Genomic DNA, 18,671 nt, shown 5'->3' on the forward strand with positions numbered 1-18,671 from the left:
TCAGTACGGTCGTCGCCCCCCAGGGTATCCGGCCGCCCCGGGTGAGGTCTCCACCCCCGGTCGGAACTCCTGCCCGTACCCGTGGCCGCACCCCTGCCCGCGTCCTTCCGCGAGCCCGGGCGGCCCGGCCCCGACCAGCCCCGACCAGCCCCGACCGGGCCCGGCGCTCAGCCCAGCGCGGCCCGGACCGCCGCCGCCACCTCGCCGGCCCGCCCGGCGGTCAGCGGCCGCCCCGCCTCGTCGGTCAGGTAGAACGAGTCGACGGCCTCCGCGCCCAGCGTGGACACGTGCGCGGTGCGCACCCGCACGCCCGCCCCGTCCAGCGCCCGGCCGATCCGGTGCAGCAGCCCGGGGGCGTCGTGGGCGCGGACCTCCAGCACGGTCGCGGTCGCCGAGGCCACCGCCGGCGCCACCGCGACCAGCGGCGGCGGGGTGGGGATGCCCCGGCGGCGCGGGGCGGCGGCGTCCCGCTCGGCGAGGCGACGGGCGACGTCCAGCGAGCCGTCCAGCGCCCGGCGCAGGTCGGCCCGCAGCCGGGCCGCCTCCGGCAGCTCGCCGTACTCGGCCGCCACCCGCCAGGACAGCACCAGCACCGGCCCGGCGCCCACCGGGTCCAGCTCGCGCAGCCCGGCCGAACGGACGGCCAGCCGGTGCAGCGCGAGCACCCCGGCGGCGGTGCCGAGCAGTCCGGGACGGTCCGGGACCGCCAGGTTCAGCTCGACGCCCATCGGCTCGGCGCCCGGCTCCGCCCCCTCCGACCGGGCCCGCAGCGACAGCGCCGGCTGCCCGGTCCGGGCGGCCTCGACCGCCAGCCGCTCCTGCTCGGCGGTCGGCGCCGCCTCGACCGGCGGGACTCCCGCCCCGGCCAGCCGGTCCGCGACCCGGGCCACCAGCCCGTCCACCAGCGAGGCCCGCCAGCCGCTCCACGCGGCCGGCCCGGTGGCCAGCGCGTCCGCCTCGGTGAGCGCGTGCAGCAGCTCCAGCTCCGGCAGGGTGGTGACCGCCTTGGTGATCGCCTCGACGGTGGCCGGGTCGTCCGGATCGCGCCGGGTCGCGGTGTCCACCAGGGTCAGGTGGTGGCGGACCAGTACCGCCAGGGTCTCGGTGTCCTCGGGGCCGAAGCCCATCCGGGCGCCGAGGTCGCGGACGATCACCTCGCCGGCCGCGCTGTGGTCCCCCGGCCAGCCCTTGCCGATGTCGTGCAGCAGCGCGGCGACCAGCAGCAGGTCCGGCCGGGCCACCCGGCGGGTCATCGCGGCGGCCCGCACCGCCGTCTCCACCAGGTGCCGGTCCACCGTCCAGCGGTGCACCGCGTTGCGCTGCGGACGGCAGCGCACCCGCTCCCAGTCCGGCAGCAGCCGGCGGACCAGCCCCTGCGCCTCCAGCGCCTCCCACACCGGGACGGCCGACTCCCCCGCGCCCAGCAGGGTGACCAGCTGCTCGCGCGCCTCGTCCGGCCAGGGCACCGGCAGCGGGCGGCACTCGGCGGCCAGTCGGCGCACCGTGGCGTACGAGACGGTCAGCCCGTTCTGCGCGGCGGCGGCCGCGGCGCGCAGCGGCAGCACCGGGTCGGCGGCGGGGCGGGCGCCCCGGGCGAGCACCGCCTCGCCGTCCTGTTCGACCACACCCTCGGCGAGCGGCCGCCGCTCGACCGTTCCCCGGGCCACCGCGCCGGTGCCGCGTCCGGAGCCGACGAAGGGGATGCCAGGCCGGCGCACCCGCCGGCCCCGGCCGCCGCGGGCCGCGAGCACCCGGTCCACCGCCCGCCAGGTGACGTCGCCCGCGTACGCGATGGTGCGGGCGGCCTCGTAGACCTGGCGCAGCAGGGCGTCGGCGTCCAGCACCCCGAGCCGCTCGGCGACCTGGTCCTGGTCCTGGAGGCCGAGCCGTTCGGTGGCCCGGCCGGTGACCAGGTGCAGGGCGTCGCGCACGTCGGCCAGCCGCTGTGCGGCGGCGTCCAGGCCTTCCCGGGGCGCGTCGGCCAGCCAGGTGGCGGCGATCGCGTCCAGCGCCACGACGTCGCGCAGGCCGCCGCGGGCCTCCTTGAGGTCGGGCTCCAGCAGGAAGGACAGCTCACCGTGCCGTTCGGCCCGCTCGCGGCCCAGCTCTCGAAGCTCCGGCAGGCGCGCGGGGGCGCTCGCGCGCCAGTCGGTGAGCACCGCGGAGCGCAGGGCGTCGGTGAGCGCCCGGTCCCCGGCGAGGTGACGGGCGTCCAGCAGGCCGAGCTGGACCTTGAGGTCGGCGGCGGCGACCGAGCGGGCCTGGGCGACGGTGCGCACGGCGTGGTCGAGCCTGGCGCCCGAGTCCCAGACCGGGTACCAGATCCGCTCGGGCAGCTCCCGGGGGATCGGGCCGTCGTGCAGCAGCAGGACGTCCAGGTCGCTGCGCGGGGACAGCTCGCCCCGCCCGTACCCGCCGACCGCGACCAGGGCGACGCGGGGCGGGGCGCCGGCGGCCGCGAGCAGGCCGGCCAGCCAGTCGTCGGTGAGCCGGGCGAGCTCCCGGCGGCGGGGGCGGCCGCCCGGGCCGGGGCCGGCCGGCAGCGCGGCCCGGGCGGCGGCCCTGCCCGCGAGGTCGAAGGGGTCGGCGGGGTCGCAGGAGCCGCCCGGGGCGACGGGGTCGGAGGGCTCGGAGGGGCTGGTCTCGGAGGTCATGCGCGTGGTCCCGTCCGTCGTGCTGCTGAGCCGTCGTGCTGGTGAACCGCCGTGCCGCGCGGGCCACCGGGGCGTGCGAACCGTCGAGTCGTGCAGGCCGTCGTGCCGTGCGAACCGTCGAGTCGCGCGGACCGTCGTGCCGCCGCCCCGACCCGCCGGGCGGGCCGTTCGGCCGGCCGGAGGACGCCGTTGGGCCGTCGGGCGGACCCGCGCACCCGGGGGTGGCAGGTCCGCCGTCCGGCGCGGGGCTACAGGGCGTCCGGGCCGCGCTCGCCGGTCCGGACCCTTACGGCGGTGTCGACCGGAACGCTCCACACCTTGCCGTCGCCGATCTTCCCGGTCCGGGCGGCCTTCACCAGGACGTCGATCAGGTCCTCGGCGTCCTCGTCCTCGACCAGGACCTCGATCCTGACCTTCGGCACCAGGTCCACGGTGTACTCGGCCCCCCGGTACACCTCGGTGTGGCCGCGCTGGCGGCCGTAGCCGCTGGCCTCGGTGACGGTCAGGCCGTGCACCCCGAAGGCCTGGAGGGCGGCCTTCACCTCGTCCAGTCGGTACGGCTTGATCACGGCGGTGATGAGCTTCATCGGGCGTCGACCTCGGTCTTCTTCTCGGCGGGCTTCTCGGCGGGAGCCGCGGCGGCGGACCGCTCGGCGACGGGCTCCGCGGCGGCGGACCGTTCTGCGGCGGGCTTCGCGGCAGCGACGGCCAGGCCCGGCAGGGCCCGGGCCAGGCCCGCTCCCACGGCGCTGAAATCGTAGGCGGACTCGGCGTGTTCGGCCTGGTCGATGCCGGCCACCTCGACCTCCCCGGCGACCCGGAAGCCGACCAGCCGGTCGACCGCCTTGGCCAGCAGCCAGGACAGCACGAAGGAGTACGCCGCGACCACCGCCACGCCCATCGCCTGCTTGCCCAGCTGCCCGATCCCGCCCCCGTAGAACAGGCCCTTGACGCCCTGGCCGACCCCGCCGGTGGCGAACAGGCCGACCAGCAGCGAACCGATCGCCCCGCCGACCGCGTGCACGCCCACCACGTCGAGCGAGTCGTCGAAGCCCCAGCGGTACTTGAGCGAGACCGCGGCGCAGCAGACCGCACCCGCCACCAGCCCGATCGCCACCGCGCCGAGCGGGCTCACCGAACCGCAGGCCGGGGTGATCGCGACCAGCCCGGCCACCGCGCCGGAGGCGGCGCCCAGCGTGGTGAAGGCGCCGTGCTTGAACCTCTCGTAGACCAGCCAGCCGACCAGCGCCGCGCCGGTGGCGACCTGGGTGTTGACCATCGCCATCGCGGCGACGCCGTTGGCCGCCAGCGCCGAGCCCGCGTTGAAGCCGAACCAGCCGAACCAGAGCAGCCCGGAGCCGAGCATCACCAGCGGCAGGCTGTGCGGGCGCATCGGGTCCTTCTTGAAGCCGATCCGCTTGCCCAGCACCAGGCAGAGCGCGAGGCCGGCGACGCCCGCGTTGATGTGCACGGCCGTCCCGCCGGCGAAGTCGATCACGCCGTTGCGGTCGCCCAGCCAGCCGCCGTGGCCGCCGTCGAAGAAGAAGACCCAGTGCGCCACCGGGAAGTAGACGATCGTCACCCAGAGCGCGATGAACAGGCCCCAGGCCGCGAATCTGGCGCGGTCCGCGACGGCGCCGCTGATCAGCGCCGGGGTGATGACCGCGAACATCAGCTGGAAGAGCGCGAAGGCGGTGACCGGGATGGAGCCGGTCAGCTCGTTGAGGCCGAGGCCGCGCATCCCGAGGTGGTCCAGGTTGCCGATCAGCCCGGCGAAGGAGTCGGACCCGAAGCTGAGCGAGTAGCCGTACAGGACCCACAGCACGCTGACGATGCCGAGCGAGAGGAAGCTCATCGCCAGCATGTTCAGCGTGCTCTTGGCCCTGACCATGCCCCCGTAGAAGAAGGCCAGCCCAGGGGTCATCAGCATGACCAGGGCCGCACTGATGAGCACGAAGGCGGTGTCGCCCGCGCTGAAGCCGTCCGGCATCGGCGTCTCCTCTGCGTCCAGGCCGACCCGCGCCCGGGGACCCGTCCCGTGGTGCCACCCGGGGTGTCGGCGTTGAGGAGGAGCGTGCCGAAGGCTGGTTTCGGCCAGTGCGACCGGTTGTTTCACCGCCGTGACGTGTGCGACGCAGGGGTTACGGCTGCGTGAACCGCGGCCCCGCATCCCCGCAGTCCGGCCGCGCGCCGTGCCACCGGGCGCCGGACATACCACCGACCGTGGCGGCGGCGGCCGCCACGGTCGGTGGGGCTTCCCTCGGAAGGCCCTCGGCGGGGCCGGGCGGTCCACCGACCGGCGGATCACCGGCCGGGCGGATCACCGACCGGTCAGACCACCGGCCGGGCGGATCACCGACCGGTCAGACCACCGAGACGAACTCCGGGATGTCCTGGACCACCCGCTCCTTGAGCCGGCTCACCGCGTCCACGCCCTTGAACCGGGCCGCCGCGGCCTCCGTGGTCTTGCGCACCCGGGAGTTCAGCCGCTCCGAGCGCACCTTGGTGGCGATGTCCACCGCCTGCTCGGCCATCACCGCGGCCTGCTCGGCCTCCCTCTGCAGCAGGTGGACGCTGGCCATGCCGATCAGGTTGAAGGCGTACGAGCGCACGTGGTCGGCGTCCTGGCGGAACAGGTCGACCGCGCGCTCCATCACCGGCGCGGACATCGAGGCGTAGAGCTGCGCGTTGTCCGAGTGGTACGCGAGGTCGCGGAAGGAGTGCGCGTTCTCGGCGTTCAGCTCGGCCGGCGAGAAGAACTTCAGCCAGTCCGGCTCCTGGTCCCCGTCCCGGATGTCGGTGAAGGTGTCCTCGGCCAGCCGGACCGCCCGGGCGCAGCGGTTGACCTCGCCGATGGTGGCGTAGGCGCGCGCCTCCATCGCGTACAGCAGGGACTGCTGGCGCGGGGTGGCGGTGTCGCGGCTGCCGTACTGGGCCAGGTGGATGAGTTCCAGGGCGTCCTCGCCCCGGTTGAGGTGGATCATCTGGCGGCTCATGTCGGTGAGGATCAGCGCGCCGAACGGGCGGTCGCCCGCTTCCTTGGCCGCGTGCAGGGCGAGCACGTAGTACTTCTGCGCGCTCGGGTGCATCCCGACGTCGTACGACATCCACCCGGCCAGGTGGGCGAGTTCGGCGGTGAGCCGGAACAGCCGCCTGGTGGTGTCCTCGCTGTACGTCTCCTGGAGCAGGTCGGTGACCTCGTGCAGCTGGCCGACGACGGCCTTGCGGCGCAGCCCGCCGCCGTTCTGCGCGTCCCACTGCCGGAACATGACCGTGGTCTGCTCCAGCAGTTCGAGCTCGGGCTCGGAGAGCCGGCCGGTGAACGCCTCGCCGCCGTTGGCCGCGGTGAGGATCGGGGTGGGGACGCCGGTCGGGCCGGGGGTGAGCCAGCGCTGCATCGGCTCGATCAGCGCGGCGCCCGCGGTGAGCGCCAGCGAGGTGCCGAGGAAGCCCCGGCGGTTGAGCATGAGGTCGCTGCGGGAGTAGTCGCTGATCAGCTGGACGGTCTGCGGGCCGCTCCACGGCAGGTCGACGCCGCCGCCCACGGTCGAGACCGGGATCGCGGCGCGCAGGCCGAGGTCCTCGATCGAGACCACCGAGCCGAACCGCTCGGAGAAGAGTTCCGACATGATCTTGGGAATAGGCTCGCGGGGCTGTTCGCCGTCGAGCCAGCGGCGCACCCGAGAGGTGTCGGTGGACACGTGGTGGGCGCCGATCTGCCGGGCCCGGCGGTTGACCTGACGGGCCAACTCGCCCTTGGACCAGCCGCTGCGGGCGAACCACGTGGTCAGCTTCTCATTCGGTTGCTTCTCTGCCATGGGTAACGTCCCCATCCCGCCCGGCCCCTACCGGGGCCCCCGATCGTGACCGCCCGACGGTTGCGGGCTCTTGCCAGACGTGCCGTGCCTGAGGTGCTGCCGTGCCGCGGCGGCGCCGTACCGCAGCGCCCTCGCACTGGTGTGCCATCGTTGCGGACGATCCATCAGATTCCCAACTCCCGCTCCTCGACGGCCCGGGACAGACTCCTCGACGACATCCGCGTGCTGAACGTAATGCCCCGCGAGGGGCCCGCGGGAGCGGCCCTGGCGAAACGCCACCTTTCGCCACCCCCAGGAGTGAACCGAAGCCCGGGGGCACACGCTTCACTTAGGGAGTCCCGACGGCTCGGCATATGCGGGCCGCCAAGTCCCCCGGCGCATCCCGGAGGCCCCGGCGGACCTCGCAACCCACCGCAGCCACAGGCGAGTTCACCGTCCACTCGGGACGGCGACAGCCCCACGCACCCGACGATCCGGCATCGGCGCCGCCCCCACAAGGCGGCGCCCGAGGCGCACCGGCGGAACAGGCGCACACCACGCGCTGCGCGCCGCCACTGCACTACGCACCACAGAGCTGACAGTCGACACACAGTCACCGTCCCGTAACCATCGGCAACGACAACCTGTTGGGGGAGGCATGGACAACCTGTTCGGCGAACTTCGACTGGGGCACCTGCGGCTGGCACCGCTGGGCGCGCGCCGCCGCACCAAGGTCACCGCGTCCCAGGCCGCCGCGGAGTACACCGGCCGCTGGGGCTGGGCGGTCGCCACCGGCGACCCGGTCACCGGTGCCCCGGTCACCGGCGCCACCGCCCCGACCCGCTGTCCCTGCGGCTCCCCCCGCTGCGCCGCGCCCGGCCCGCACCCCGTGCCCGGCCGCGGCGGCCGGGCCCGCGGCGCCCGCGCCGAGGGCTCGGTGCTGTTCCCCACCGGCCGCGCCTTCGACGTCCTGGACGTCCCCGAGCAGGCCGGGCTCCAGGCCCTGGTCCGGCTGGAGCGGATGGGCACCCAGGTGGGCCCGGTGCTCGCCGTCCCCACCGGCCGGCTCCAGTTCCTGGTCGCCGCCGGCACCGCCCGGCGCCTGCCCGACCTGCTGTACCGGATGGGCTGGGACGACGCCGCGCTCGACCTGGTCTGCCACGGCGAGGGCGGCTACGTCGCCGCCCCGCCCACCGTCCTCGGCTCCCTCGGCCCGGTCCGCTGGCTGCGCCGCCCCACCCGCGACAACGCGGGCTGCCCGCCCGAGGCCCGGCTGCTGCTCGGCACCCTCGCCTACGCCTGCCACCGCAGCCGCGAGCGCACCGCCGAGCCGGCCTGGATGGCCTCCTGACCCGAGCGGCCACCGCCGGGCCGCCGCGCCGGGGCCCGCTCCCCGGGCGGCCGTCCGAGCGGCCACCGCCGGGGCCCCGCGCCGGAACCGGCGCCCCGCCCGGATCCGGGCACGCGAAAGGGCCCGCCCCCCCGAGACGGGGAGCGGGCCCTTCCTGCGCTCTTCGTACGCCCTTCGCGCCTTTCCGGCGCGCGCGGGGCGTCAGTCGCCGATCAGCGCGTCCACGAACGCCCCCGGCTCGAACGGAGCCAGGTCGTCCGCGCCCTCGCCCAGGCCGATCAGCTTGACCGGCACGCCCAGCTCGCGCTGGACGGCGACCACGATGCCGCCCTTGGCCGTACCGTCCAGCTTGGTCAGCACGATGCCGGTGATGTCGACCACCTCGGCGAACACCCGGGCCTGGATCAGGCCGTTCTGGCCGGTGGTGGCGTCCAGCACCAGCAGCACCTCGTCCACCGGGCCGTGCTTCTCGACGACCCGCTTGACCTTGCCCAGCTCGTCCATCAGGCCGGTCTTGGTGTGCAGCCGGCCGGCGGTGTCGATCAGCACGGTGTCCACACCCTCGGCGATGCCCTCCTTGACCGCGTCGAAGGCGATCGAGGCCGGGTCCCCGCCCTCCGGGCCGCGCACGGTGCGCGCCCCGACCCGCTCGCCCCAGGTCTGGAGCTGGTCGGCGGCGGCGGCACGGAACGTGTCGGCGGCGCCGAGCACCACGGTGCGGCCGTCGGCGACCAGGACGCGGGCCAGCTTGCCGGTGGTGGTGGTCTTGCCGACGCCGTTGACGCCGACCACCAGGACCACCGCGGGGCCCTCCTCGTGCCTGGTCGAGCGGACGGTGCGGTCGGCGTCCTTGCCGACCAGCTCGACCAGTTCCTCGCGCAGCAGCGCGCGCAGCTCGTCGGGGGTACGGGTGCCGAGCACCTTCACCCGGGTGCGCAGCCGCTCGACCAGCTCCTGGGTGGGGGCGACGCCGACGTCGGCGGTGAGCAGCGTGTCCTCGATCTCCTCCCAGGTGTCCTCGTCCAGGTGCTCCCGGGAGAGCAGCGAGAGCAGTCCCTTGCCGAGCGAGTTCTGCGAGCGGGACAGCCGCGAGCGCAGCCGGACCAGCCGGCCGGCGGTGGGCTCGGGAACCTCGACGGCGGGCGCCGCCTCGGCCTCGGCGGGCACGACGTCGGGGGCCTCGACGGCCTCGGGGGCCTCCGGCGCGCCGGCCTCCGCCGGGAGTTCCACCTCCTCGATGGTGCGGCGGGGTGCCTCGGTCGGCGGCGCGGACTCCTCGCCGACCTGGGGCTCCTGCGGGGTCGGCTTCGGCGCCGTGATGACCGGCGCCTGCGACTTCGGGGGCAGCTGCTGGCGTCGTCTGCCGGAAACGACGAGGCCGGCGATCGCGCCGACGGCGACCACGGCGATGACTACGGCAAGGATCACGTATTCCATAACTGCTCCAGTATCCGCGACCGGAGCCCGGATGGACCGCAGCCGCCCTACACCGACGCGGTTCGTCCGGCTCGCGGCCGGCGCTCCCGGTGCTCTTCGCGCAGCCGCTGGCTGATCACCTGCGAGATGCCGTCGCCCTTCATGGTCACGCCGTAGAGGGCGTCGGCCGACTCCATGGTGAGCTTCTGGTGGGTGATCACGATCAGCTGGGAGCTCTCCCGCAGCTCCTCCATGATCCCGATCAGCCGGCGCAGGTTGGTCTCGTCCAGCGCCGCCTCCACCTCGTCCATCACGTAGAACGGGCTGGGCCGGGCCTTGAAGATCGCCACCAGCAGCGCCACCGCGGTCAGCGAGCGCTCGCCGCCGGACAGCAGCGACAGCCGCTTGACCTTCTTTCCCGGCGGGCGGGCCTCCACCTCGACCCCGGTGGTGAGCATGTTGTCCGGGTCGGTCAGCACCAGCCGGCCCTCCCCGCCGGGGAAGAGCCGGGCGAAGACGCCCTCGAACTGGGCGGCGGTGTCGTGGTAGGCCGAGGTGAACAGCTGCTCGACCCGCTGGTCCACGTCCCGGACGATGTCCAGCAGGTCGCGCCGGCTGCGCTTGAGGTCGTCCAGCTGCTCGCCGAGGAACCGGTGCCGCTCCTCCAGCGCGGCGAACTCCTCCAGCGCCAGCGGGTTGACCTTGCCGAGCTGGAGGTAGGCCTTCTCGGCCGCCCGCAGCCGCTTCTCCTGCTCGGCCCGGACGTACGGGTACGGCTCCCCCGGCTCCTTCCCCTCCTCGGCGGCGACACTGACGGCGACGCCGGCGGCGACATCGGCGGCCGGCGCCGCGGGCGAGGGCGAGGGCGGGACTGGCTTGTCGGGCCCGTACGAGGCGAGCAGTTCGCCGCCGTCGATGCCGAACTCCTCCAGCGCGCGGGCCTCCAGCTGCTCGATCCGCAGCCGCTTCTCGGCCCGCAGCACCTCGTCCCGGTGCCCGGCGTCGACCAGCTTGTCCAGCTCCTCCTTGAGCCCGCGGCCGTGCTCGCGGTGCTCGCGCAGCTCGTGCTCGCGCTCGGCGCGCGCCTGTTCGACGGCCACCCGCCCGGCGTCCGCCCGGGCCAGCGACACCTCCAGGCAGGCCAGCAGTTGCCGGGCGCCCGCCGCGACGGCGTTCGCCACCGAGGCGTCGTGCTCGGCGCGCCGGCGGCGCTCGGCGGCCCGGGCGCGCGCCTCGCGTTCGGCGCGGGCGGCGCGGTCCAGCTGGTCGGCCCGGCCGGCCAGGGCGCGGACCCGTTCCTCGTGGGTGCGCACCGCGAGCCGGGCCTCCAGCTCGGCCTGCCGGGCGGCGCTCGCGGCCGCGGCCAGGCGCTGCTGTTCGGCGGTGTCCGGCTCGTCCTGGCCAGCCCGGGCCGAATCCTCGGCGGCGGCCAGGCGCTGCACCAGTTCCTCGGCTCCGTCGAGCAGTTCGGTCAGCCCCTGCTCGGCCCGCGCGGCGGCGGCCGACAGTCGCTCGGCCTCCCCGGCGGCGGCGCGGGCCTGCCCGCCGAGCCGGCCGAGTGCCCCGGCGACCTGGGCCCGTTCCTTCTCCGCCTGCCGCCGCCGATCGGCCAGTTGCTCGACCTCGGCGGCCGACTCCCGCCGTTGTTCGGCGAGTTCGGCCAGCCGCTCGGCCGACTCGGCGCAGCGGTCGGTGAGTTCCCCGATCGCCCGGGCCGCCTCGTCCACCGCCGCCTGGGTCTCCAGCAGGCTCGGCGCACCGCCGGACCCGCCCTGGGCGAAGCCGGCGCCGAGCCGGTCCCCGTCCGCGGTGACGGCGCAGACTCCGGGCCGCGCGGCGGTCAGCCGCAGCGCCTGGTCCAGGTCCTCGACCACCGCCACCCCGGCCAGCAGCCGCCGGACCGCACCGAGCAACTCCTCGGGGCCGTCCACCAGTTCGGCCGCCCAGCGGGCTCCGTCCGGCAACTCCCACGCCGCCTGGGCCACCTCGGCGGCGCCGGCGATCAGCAGCGCGGCCCGGCCGGCGTCCTCGGCCCGCAGCAGCCGCAGCGCCCCGGCGGCGGCGGACGGCGAGTCGACGGCCACCGCGTCGGCCGCCGCGCCGAGCGCCGAGGCCAGCGGCACCTCGTACCCCGCCTCGATCCGCAGCAGCGCGGCCGCCGGGCCGAGCACCCCGCCCAGCCGCTCCCCGGCCTCCAGCAGCGCGCCGGTGCCGTCCTTGCGGCGCAGCCCGAGGGAGAGCGCCTCGTGCCGCGCGGTGAGGGCGGCCCGCTCGCGCTCGGCGGCGCCGGCCGTCTCCCGGGCCGCGGCCAGCCCCTCCTCCGCGGCGGCCAGCCGCTCGCGCGCCCGCCGGTACCCGGCCTCGGCCTGCTCGTCGTCCCCGGTCGCGCCGTCCACCTGCTGCCGGAGTTCGTCCAGCTCGGCCCGGGCGGACTCGGCGCGCAGCAGCGCCTCGTCCCTGGCCTCGGCGAGCCGGCCGATCTCGGCCTGCGCCGCGGCGGCCCTGGACCGGGCGGCGGCGGCCTGTCCCTGCAGCCGGGCCAGGCCTTCCCGGCGGTCGGCGATGGCCCGGGCGGCGTCTCGCAGCTGGCGTTCCTCGTCGGCCAGTTCCCGCTCCAGCCCGTCCTTGCGCTCGACCGCCTCGGCCAGCGCGTACCGGGCCTCCTCCAGCGCCCCGGTCAGCGCGGCCTCCTCCTCGCGGACCCGTCCGGCCTCCTGTTCCAGGTCCTCGGGGTCGCGCCCGCGCCGCTCCTCGCCGCGGTCCCCGGCGACGGCGTGCCGGGCGCGGGCCTCGGCCAGCCCGATGGTGCCGCGGGTGCGCTCGGCGAGCGCGGAGAGCCGGTACCAGGTCTGCCGGGCGGTCTCCAGGCCGGGTCCGAGCTGCTGGACCTGCGCCTCCAGGACGCTCTCGCGCTGCACCGCGCGGGCCAGTTCCTGCTCGACGGTGGTGCGGCGCAGGCGCAGCGCCAGTTCGTCCGCGATCTCGGCCTCGACGGCCCGGCGGAGCGTGCACAGGTCGTCGGCGAGCAGCCGCAGCCGGGCGTCGCGCAGGTCGGCCTGGATGCCGGCGGCCCGGCGGGCGATCCGGGCCTGCCGGCCGAGCGGCCCGAGCTGGCGGCGCAGTTCGGCGACCAGGTCCTGGACCCGGTTGAGGTTGGCCTGCATCGCGTCCAGTTTCCGCAGCGCCTTCTCCTTGCGCTTGCGGTGCTTGAGGACGCCGGCCGCCTCCTCGATGAAGGCGCGCCGCCCCATCGGGTCGGCGTGCAGCACGGAGTCCAGCTGCCCCTGCCCGACGATGACGTGCATCTCGCGGCCGATGCCGGAGTCGGAGAGCAGTTCCTGGATGTCCAGCAGGCGGCAGGTCTCGCCGTTGAGCGCGTACTCGCTGCCGCCGTTGCGGAACATGGTCCGGGTGATGGTCACTTCGGCGTAGTCGATCGGCAGGGCGCCGTCGCCGTTGTCGATGGTGAGGCTGACCTCGGCGCGGCCGAGCGGGGCGCGCCCGCTGGTCCCGGCGAAGATGACGTCCTCCATCTTGCCGCCGCGCAGCGACTTGACCCCCTGCTCGCCCATCACCCAGGACAGCGCGTCCACCACGTTCGACTTGCCGGAGCCGTTCGGGCCGACGACGCAGGTGATGCCGGGCTCGAAGCGCAGGGTGGTGCTGGAGGCGAAGGACTTGAACCCGCGCAGCGTCAGGCTCTTCAGGTGCACGCGGCCGGTCTCCTCGATCACTCAGGACAGGAACCGACTTTATCCGGCGCCGGACACGACGAAGGGACGCCACATCCGGGCGTCCCTTGCAAGCTGCGTCCCTTTCGGGGCGGCTCAGTGCACAGCGGCGTCGATCTGCGAGGACCGGGCGGGACTCAGGTGAGAGCCGGCTCCCGCTGATCCAGATCGATGCTGTTGAGCAGCGAGTGCTCGTCAGCGACAGCGGTCAGAGCGTCGTTCTCAGCCTGCATCCGAAGGAGCTCGGCTTCAAGGTCCTGGACGCGCTGCTGAAGCCGTCGCATCTCGGAGAGCATTCGCGGGTCGGGGCCGCCGACGTACCCGAGAAGCGCCTTTGCCATGATGAATGGTCCTCCACGCTGAGTGACCGAACCGGAACGGTCCAGGTCTAGGGGGAAGGGGGACGCACGCGCGGCGCGTCACCGGAAGTGCTGGCTGGGCACTACGGCACAACCACCGTGAGCTGGGCTCACGGGGGCATGCGCCTGCCGGGATAACGCGGTCGTGTGCGCGGGCTTCCAGCGTCTCACCAAAGACGGAAAGGGTCAACACGATCACCGCACGCTACCGCGCCCCTGTCACCTGCCCGGCGGTGTCGTCACGCCTGGGGGGTCTCGGGACGGGTCCACCACGTGCTCGTGGATCATCGTTCGATGCGGAGTCAACCACGAGTCTGCCCGGATGGCAACCTCGTGACACCGCCGGTTCCCGATCTTTTCCCGGAACGCCGCGCCCCGCTTCGCCGGAGCTCCGGCCCGGGGCGGCTCAGCGGATCTCGAAACCCTCGTAACCGGGGCCGACGGCCGTCCAGATCTCGGTGACCCCGCTGACGTTCCCCGGGGTCCCCGGGCCGCGCAGCCGGGCCAGCAGCTGCTCGCAGTCGGCCGCGAGTCCCTCGGCCACCACCTGCACCCGGCCGTCGCCGAGGTTGCCGGCGTAGCCGGTCAGGCCGATCTCCAGCGCCCGTGCCCTGGTCCACCAGCGGAACCCGACCTGCTGGACCTTCCCCCGGACCCAGGCGGTCACCCGGACCGGTTCCTCACTGTGGGCGTCGCGACCGTGCATGCCCCTGACCTTAGGACACGCCCCGGCGGCCCGCGCGCCCGGCCACCGCCCGGCCGGCCCGCCCCCGCACGCCGGCCGGGACGAGGACGTCAGCGGCCCCGCCGGTGCTCCGGCGGGGCCGCTGAGTCGGACGGTCGGTGCTGCGGGTTACCAGTCCCCGCCGCCGAAGTCGCCGCCACCGCCGAAGTCGCCACCGCCGCCGAAATCGCCGCCGCCGCTGAAGTCGGCCGGGTTGAAGTCGGCGCCGGTGTAGTCGCCGCCCTCGTACTGGTCCTGGTAGCCGCCGCCCATCATCGGCGCCGCCGCGTAGGCCGGGGAGCTCATCATCGAGCCGAGCATGGTGCCGACCAGCAGGCCGGGCAGCAGGCCGCCGCCGAAGCCGCTGTAGTAGCCGCCCGCGTACGGGGCGTACGCCGGGCCGGCGTTCCAGTACGGCTGCGGGCCCTGGTCGGTGTCGACGGTGCGGATCGCCGGGTCGAGGCCGGCCGCCACGCGGTCCGCGTCGGCCTGGCAGACCGGCACGGAGCGGGGGGAGCCGCCGGCCGGGGCCCAGTCCACGTCCTTGACGGACGGGCCGTGCCGCGGGTCCATGAAGCACGGGGGACGGCGCTCGGGCAGCGGCCGCTTGTCCCGCCGGGCGGCCAGGGTGGCCAGCGAGAAGCGGCCGTCCTCGATCGCCTCGGTGACCTGCTTGACGTCCTCGGGCTTCTTCGCCTCGTCCATCAGCCGCTTGGACTTCTCGTACGAGTCCAGGGCGTGGCTGTAGTCGGTGCGCTGGGCGTCGTCGGCGTCGGCCGGGCTGAAGTCGAGCCGCTCCAGTTCGACGCCGAAGGCGGTGATGTCCTCGTCCACGACCCGGCGCAGCTGCTCCAGCTCGGCCCGGGCCTGCTCCTCCTTGCGCTTCTTGGCGCGGCGGAACAGCAGGAAGACGCCGGTGCCGGCGAGCGCGACCAGCACGAGCGGGATGACCACCCAGGCGATCGAGGTGCTGTGGTTGACCCCGGTGCCCTTGGTCTGCGGGGCGGCCTGGTCGACGAAGGAGTTCAGGGTGGCGTCGATGTCGCCGCCGTTCGACCGGAAGGCCGCCCCGGCGATGCGCTGCGGCTGGCCCGCGCCCATCGCGCCGCGGTCGCCGCCGGCGTCGAACTTGTCGCCGTGCCAGACCGCGTAGACGCCGTCGATGCCCACCAGGGTGCGGAGGTCCTGGAGGTTGCTCTTCGCGTAGGCCGCAGAGTCGGGGATCACCGCGATGAAGATCGGCTTGTCGGCCTTGTCGATCTTCTTGGTCAGGGCGTCGGCCCGGTCCTGGCTGAAGCGGCTCGTCATGGCCGGGTCGACGTAGACCCGGCCCTTCTTCAGGGAGGCCGCGGCGTCGCTCAGTCCGCCGGCCGCCGAGGCCGCGGGCGCCAGCAGGAGCAGCAGCCCGAGCAGCGCCGCCACCAGGGCAAGCGGCCCGGCGCCCCGGGAACGTCGTGCAAGGGTTCTCATGCCCCCGACGCTACCGTGACCGGCCCCGGAGCACGCCATACCCTTCGCATACTGGTACTGACAAGGCTCCCCGCCGTCCGCCGGGGCCGCTCCCCTCCTCGGGGATGATGTTTCCCCCAGCCGTCCCCGAGACGGGGCCCGCGCGGGAACCGGCTGCGGCCCCCGGACGTACGTTCCGGCAGGCCCGGCCCGGTTCCGGGGCACTCCGGGGGGCGTGCCGACCGTACCGTGCGAACGGGCATAGTGGTCCCGAACCACCGGCCCCATTGCCCTTTCTTTACTCAGCCAATCCTTGACTCGACTCCCGATCGGAGCACTCGGTGATCATCGGCCTCGTCACCGCCGTGGCGGCATCCGCCTGCTACGGCACCGGCTCGGTCCTCCAGGCCGTCGGATCCCGCCGCTCCGCCCGGGAGGAGGCCGCCAAGGGCGCCACCACCTCGACCACCGAGCACGGCGGCCCGAGCCTGTCCTCGACCGCGAAGGCCGCCGTCACCTGGGAGTTCATCCTCGGCACGGTGCTCGACCTGATCGGTTTCGGGCTCGGCGCGCTGGCCGCCCGGCTGCTGCCGCTGTTCCTCTCCCAGACCATCATCAGCGCCAACCTGGTGATCACCGCGGTGCTCAGCATCAAGCTGCTGGGCATCCGGCTCAAGCAGCTGGAGTGGGCCTCGATCGCCGTTCTCTGCTCGGCGCTGGTGCTGCTGGCCGTCTCGGCCGGACCGGAGGGCGGCCACCACGTGGCGATGTCCTTCCACTGGTGGCTGCTGATCGTCACCACCGTGCTGCTGGTCGGCGGCAGCCTGCTGGTGCGGCGGATGGGCGCCAACGGCGCGATCGTCGCCGGCCTGCTCTCCGGCCTCGGCTTCGGCGCCCTGGGCGTCGGGGTGCGCATCCTCAACGGCATCGAGCCGTTCGACATCGGTTCGCTGCTCTCCGACCCGGCGCTGTACGCGGTCCTGGTCGGCGGCATCGGCGGGATGTACATCCACACCGTGGCGCTCCAGATCGGCTCGGTCAACGGCGCGACCGCCGCGCTGGTGGTCGGCGAGACGGTGCTGCCCGGCGCGGTCGGCGTGCTCTGGCTCGGCGACTCCTCCAAGGCCGGCCTGGGCTGGCTCGGCGTGATCGGCTTCCTGCTCGCGGTGGTCGCCGCGGTCGGGGTGGCCTACTTCGGCCAGGACACCCACGGCACGCCCGGGGAGCCGGCCGCCGAGGAGCCCGAACTCACCCGCAAGTAGCGCGGGGCCTCAGCCCCCGCCGCTGGTGCGCGGCACGCGCTGGCAGCGGGGGCAGAAGTAGCTGGAGCGGTTCATCCAGGCCGCCCGCCGGATCGGGGTGCCGCAGCGGCGGCAGGGCTCCTGCTCGCGGCCGTAGGCGTCGAGGTCCCGGGAGAAGTAGCCGCTCTCGCCGTTCACGTTGACGTAGAGGCTGTCGAAGCTGGTGCCGCCGACGGCGAGCGCCGCGGTCATCACGTCCCGGGCGGCGGCCAGCAGCAGCAGGGCCTGCGGGCGGGTGAGCGTCGCGGTCGGGCGGTCGTAGTGCAGCCTGGAGCGCCACAGCGCCTCGTCGGCGTAGATGTTGCCGACGCCGCTGATCAGGGTCTGGTCGAGCAGGGCGCGCTTGACGGTGGTCCGCTTGGCGCGCAGCGCGGCCGCGAAGGCGGCGTCGTCGAAGCGCGGGTCGAGCGGGTCGCGGGCGATGTGCGCGATCGAGACCGGGGTGCCCTCGGGGTCCCCGTCCTCGGCCTCCTCGACCGCCAGGCCGCCGAAGGTCCGCTGGTCGACGAAGCGCAGTTCGCGCCCGCCGTCGGCGAAGCGCAGCCGCACCCGCAGGTGCGTCTCGTCGGGTACGGACGGGTCCTGGACGAGGAGTTGGCCGCTCATCCCGAGGTGGCCGATCAGCGAGAATCCCGCCCCGGTGCCGGCCAGCGGCACCCACAGGTACTTGCCGCGCCGCTGCGCGGTGCCGAGGGTGGTGCCGGTCAGCCGGGCGGTGAAGTCGGCCGCGCCGGCCGGCTGGCGGCGCACCGCGCGCGGGTGCAGCACCTCGACGTCGGCGACGGTCCGCCCGGCGACCCAGTTGGCCAGACCACGGCGGACGACCTCGACCTCGGGAAGTTCGGGCACGGGAAGACGCCTCCTGCTCGGTACGGTTCGGCAGGAGTGAAGGCTACTCGGAGGTCACGCCCCGGCGGGCAGCCGGTCGGCGTACTTGTCCTTGATCGCGCGCCAGGCGCTCTCGGCGGCCTTCTGCTCGGCTTCCTTCTTCGAGCGGCCGACGCCGCTGCCGAAGTCCTCGCCGGCCACCCGGGCCGCCGCGGTGAAGGTCTTCTCGTGGTCCGGACCGGATTCCATGACCACGTACTCGGGCACTCCGATGCCCACCGAGGCGGTGAGCTCCTGGAGGCTGGTCTTCCAGTCCAGGCCGGCGCCCAGCTGAGAGGACTCCTCGATCAGCGGGTCGAACAGTCGGTGGACGAACTCGGTGGCCGCGTCCAGGCCCTGGTCCAGGTAGACGGCGCCGATCACGGCCTCGACGGTGTCGGCGAGGATCGACGACTTGTCGCGGCCGCCGGTGCCCTCCTCGCCCTTGCCGAGGCGGATGAACGTGCCGAGCTCCAGGCCGCGGCCGACGTCCGCGAGCGCGCGGGAGTTGACCACCGCGGCGCGCAGTTTGGCGAGCGTGCCCTCCGGGACGTCCGGGTGGACGCGGTAGAGGGTGTCGGTCACCACGAGGCCCAGCACCGAGTCGCCGAGGAACTCCAGGCGCTCGTTGGTGGGCAGCCCGCCGTTCTCGTACGCGTACGAGCGGTGGGTCAGGGCACGCACCAGAAGGGCGCGCTCGAGCGTGTACCCGAGGCGCCCTTCCAGGACGTCGTATTCGGTCGAAGCCGGCCCGCCGGCCTTGCCGCCGCCCGAAGAGGAACCCTTCGGGGCGGTGGACGCCTTGCGGGTGGAGTTACCGTCCGACATCGATCCGTACACCCCGCCGATCAGACCGAGAGGACCTGGCGACGGTTGTACGTGCCGCAGCTCGGGCACGCGATGTGGCCCAGCTTCGGCTCGTGGCAGCGGTCGCACGCCACGAGGGCCGGGACAACGGCCTTCCAGTTGGACCGACGGTGGCGCGTGTTGCTGCGCGACATCTTCCGCTTCGGAACAGCCAC

General features: G+C 74.6%; 14 protein-coding genes. 2 read left to right on the top strand and 12 right to left on the bottom strand.

Features of this window, described 5'->3' with window-relative positions:
- Positions 1–167: 167 nt before the first annotated feature.
- From ACFVGO_RS19505 to ACFVGO_RS19520, 4 genes are all read right to left on the bottom strand, one after another.
- The gene (locus ACFVGO_RS19505) at positions 168–2,654 is read right to left on the bottom strand and encodes a [protein-PII] uridylyltransferase (RefSeq protein WP_380633081.1); all 2,487 of its coding nucleotides are present in this window, start codon (positions 2,652–2,654) and stop codon (positions 168–170) included.
- A gap of 248 nt (positions 2,655–2,902) precedes the next feature.
- The gene (locus ACFVGO_RS19510; protein WP_359829808.1) at positions 2,903–3,241 is read right to left on the bottom strand and encodes a P-II family nitrogen regulator; all 339 of its coding nucleotides are present in this window, start codon (positions 3,239–3,241) and stop codon (positions 2,903–2,905) included.
- Positions 3,238–4,644 (bottom strand): ammonium transporter, encoded by a 1,407-nt coding sequence (locus tag ACFVGO_RS19515; protein WP_359900585.1) that lies wholly within the window; start codon positions 4,642–4,644, stop codon positions 3,238–3,240. The genes ACFVGO_RS19510 and ACFVGO_RS19515 overlap by 4 nt, the downstream gene beginning before the upstream one ends.
- Before the next feature lie 373 nt (positions 4,645–5,017).
- Positions 5,018–6,472, bottom strand: coding sequence for a hypothetical protein (locus ACFVGO_RS19520; protein WP_380354225.1), 1,455 nt, complete (start codon positions 6,470–6,472; stop codon positions 5,018–5,020).
- Between the two features lie 637 nt (positions 6,473–7,109).
- Between ACFVGO_RS19520 and ACFVGO_RS19525 the strand changes: the two genes are divergently transcribed.
- A complete protein-coding gene (locus ACFVGO_RS19525) occupies positions 7,110–7,802 on the top strand; it encodes a bifunctional DNA primase/polymerase (protein ID WP_380354222.1) in 693 nt (230 codons plus the stop codon).
- Positions 7,803–8,003: 201 nt separating this feature from the next.
- On the opposite strand, the gene ftsY is transcribed toward ACFVGO_RS19525, so the two are convergent.
- The 5 genes from ftsY to ACFVGO_RS19550 form a co-directional block, all read right to left on the bottom strand.
- Positions 8,004–9,239 (bottom strand): signal recognition particle-docking protein FtsY, encoded by a 1,236-nt coding sequence (gene ftsY, locus ACFVGO_RS19530; protein ID WP_359900579.1) that lies wholly within the window; start codon positions 9,237–9,239, stop codon positions 8,004–8,006.
- Positions 9,240–9,286: 47 nt separating this feature from the next.
- The gene (gene smc, locus ACFVGO_RS19535; protein WP_380633084.1) at positions 9,287–12,931 is read right to left on the bottom strand and encodes a chromosome segregation protein SMC; all 3,645 of its coding nucleotides are present in this window, start codon (positions 12,929–12,931) and stop codon (positions 9,287–9,289) included.
- A 155-nt stretch (positions 12,932–13,086) separates the two neighbouring features.
- Positions 13,087–13,290, bottom strand: coding sequence for a hypothetical protein (locus ACFVGO_RS19540; protein WP_045702518.1), 204 nt, complete (start codon positions 13,288–13,290; stop codon positions 13,087–13,089).
- A 424-nt stretch (positions 13,291–13,714) separates the two neighbouring features.
- Positions 13,715–14,014 carry an acylphosphatase gene (locus ACFVGO_RS19545; RefSeq protein ID WP_359900575.1) on the bottom strand — a complete coding sequence of 100 codons (300 nt, stop codon included), beginning with the start codon at positions 14,012–14,014 and terminating at the stop codon, positions 13,715–13,717.
- Between the two features lie 147 nt (positions 14,015–14,161).
- A complete protein-coding gene (locus tag ACFVGO_RS19550) occupies positions 14,162–15,502 on the bottom strand; it encodes a hypothetical protein (RefSeq protein WP_380633086.1) in 1,341 nt (446 codons plus the stop codon).
- A 320-nt stretch (positions 15,503–15,822) separates the two neighbouring features.
- On the opposite strand from ACFVGO_RS19550, the gene ACFVGO_RS19555 reads away from it, so the two are divergent.
- Entirely contained in the window at positions 15,823–16,743 is a 921-nt protein-coding gene (locus ACFVGO_RS19555; RefSeq protein WP_359900571.1) for a hypothetical protein, read from the top strand.
- A 9-nt stretch (positions 16,744–16,752) separates the two neighbouring features.
- On the opposite strand, the gene mutM is transcribed toward ACFVGO_RS19555, so the two are convergent.
- Genes mutM through rpmF form a run of 3 tightly spaced genes read right to left on the bottom strand, consistent with a single transcriptional unit; the run spans position 16,753 to position 18,671 of the window.
- Positions 16,753–17,631, bottom strand: coding sequence for a bifunctional DNA-formamidopyrimidine glycosylase/DNA-(apurinic or apyrimidinic site) lyase (gene mutM, locus ACFVGO_RS19560; protein WP_359900569.1), 879 nt, complete (start codon positions 17,629–17,631; stop codon positions 16,753–16,755).
- Between the two features lie 54 nt (positions 17,632–17,685).
- On the bottom strand, positions 17,686–18,477 hold the full coding sequence (gene rnc, locus ACFVGO_RS19565; RefSeq protein ID WP_359900567.1) for a ribonuclease III: 792 nt from the start codon (positions 18,475–18,477) through the stop codon (positions 17,686–17,688).
- A 20-nt stretch (positions 18,478–18,497) separates the two neighbouring features.
- Positions 18,498–18,671, bottom strand: coding sequence for a 50S ribosomal protein L32 (gene rpmF / locus ACFVGO_RS19570; protein WP_030056747.1), 174 nt, complete (start codon positions 18,669–18,671; stop codon positions 18,498–18,500).

Source organism: Kitasatospora sp. NPDC057738 (assembly GCF_042798815.1).
GTDB classification, from domain to species: Bacteria; Actinomycetota; Actinomycetes; order Streptomycetales; family Streptomycetaceae; genus Kitasatospora; species Kitasatospora lactacystinica.

Excerpts from the sequence above, each read along its gene's own strand:
- ACFVGO_RS19505 (WP_380633081.1), bottom strand. The coding sequence starts at position 2,654 with ATGACCTCCGAGACCAGCCCCTCCGAGCCCTCCGACCCCGTCGCCCCG.
- ACFVGO_RS19510 (WP_359829808.1), bottom strand. The coding sequence starts at position 3,241 with ATGAAGCTCATCACCGCCGTGATCAAGCCGTACCGACTGGACGAGGTG.
- ACFVGO_RS19515 (WP_359900585.1), bottom strand. The coding sequence starts at position 4,644 with ATGCCGGACGGCTTCAGCGCGGGCGACACCGCCTTCGTGCTCATCAGT.
- ACFVGO_RS19520 (WP_380354225.1), bottom strand. The coding sequence starts at position 6,472 with ATGGCAGAGAAGCAACCGAATGAGAAGCTGACCACGTGGTTCGCCCGC.
- ACFVGO_RS19525 (WP_380354222.1), top strand. The coding sequence starts at position 7,110 with ATGGACAACCTGTTCGGCGAACTTCGACTGGGGCACCTGCGGCTGGCA.
- ftsY (WP_359900579.1), bottom strand. The coding sequence starts at position 9,239 with ATGGAATACGTGATCCTTGCCGTAGTCATCGCCGTGGTCGCCGTCGGC.
- ACFVGO_RS19540 (WP_045702518.1), bottom strand. The coding sequence starts at position 13,290 with ATGGCAAAGGCGCTTCTCGGGTACGTCGGCGGCCCCGACCCGCGAATG.
- ACFVGO_RS19545 (WP_359900575.1), bottom strand. The coding sequence starts at position 14,014 with ATGCACGGTCGCGACGCCCACAGTGAGGAACCGGTCCGGGTGACCGCC.
- ACFVGO_RS19550 (WP_380633086.1), bottom strand. The coding sequence starts at position 15,502 with ATGAGAACCCTTGCACGACGTTCCCGGGGCGCCGGGCCGCTTGCCCTG.
- rnc (WP_359900567.1), bottom strand. The coding sequence starts at position 18,477 with ATGTCGGACGGTAACTCCACCCGCAAGGCGTCCACCGCCCCGAAGGGT.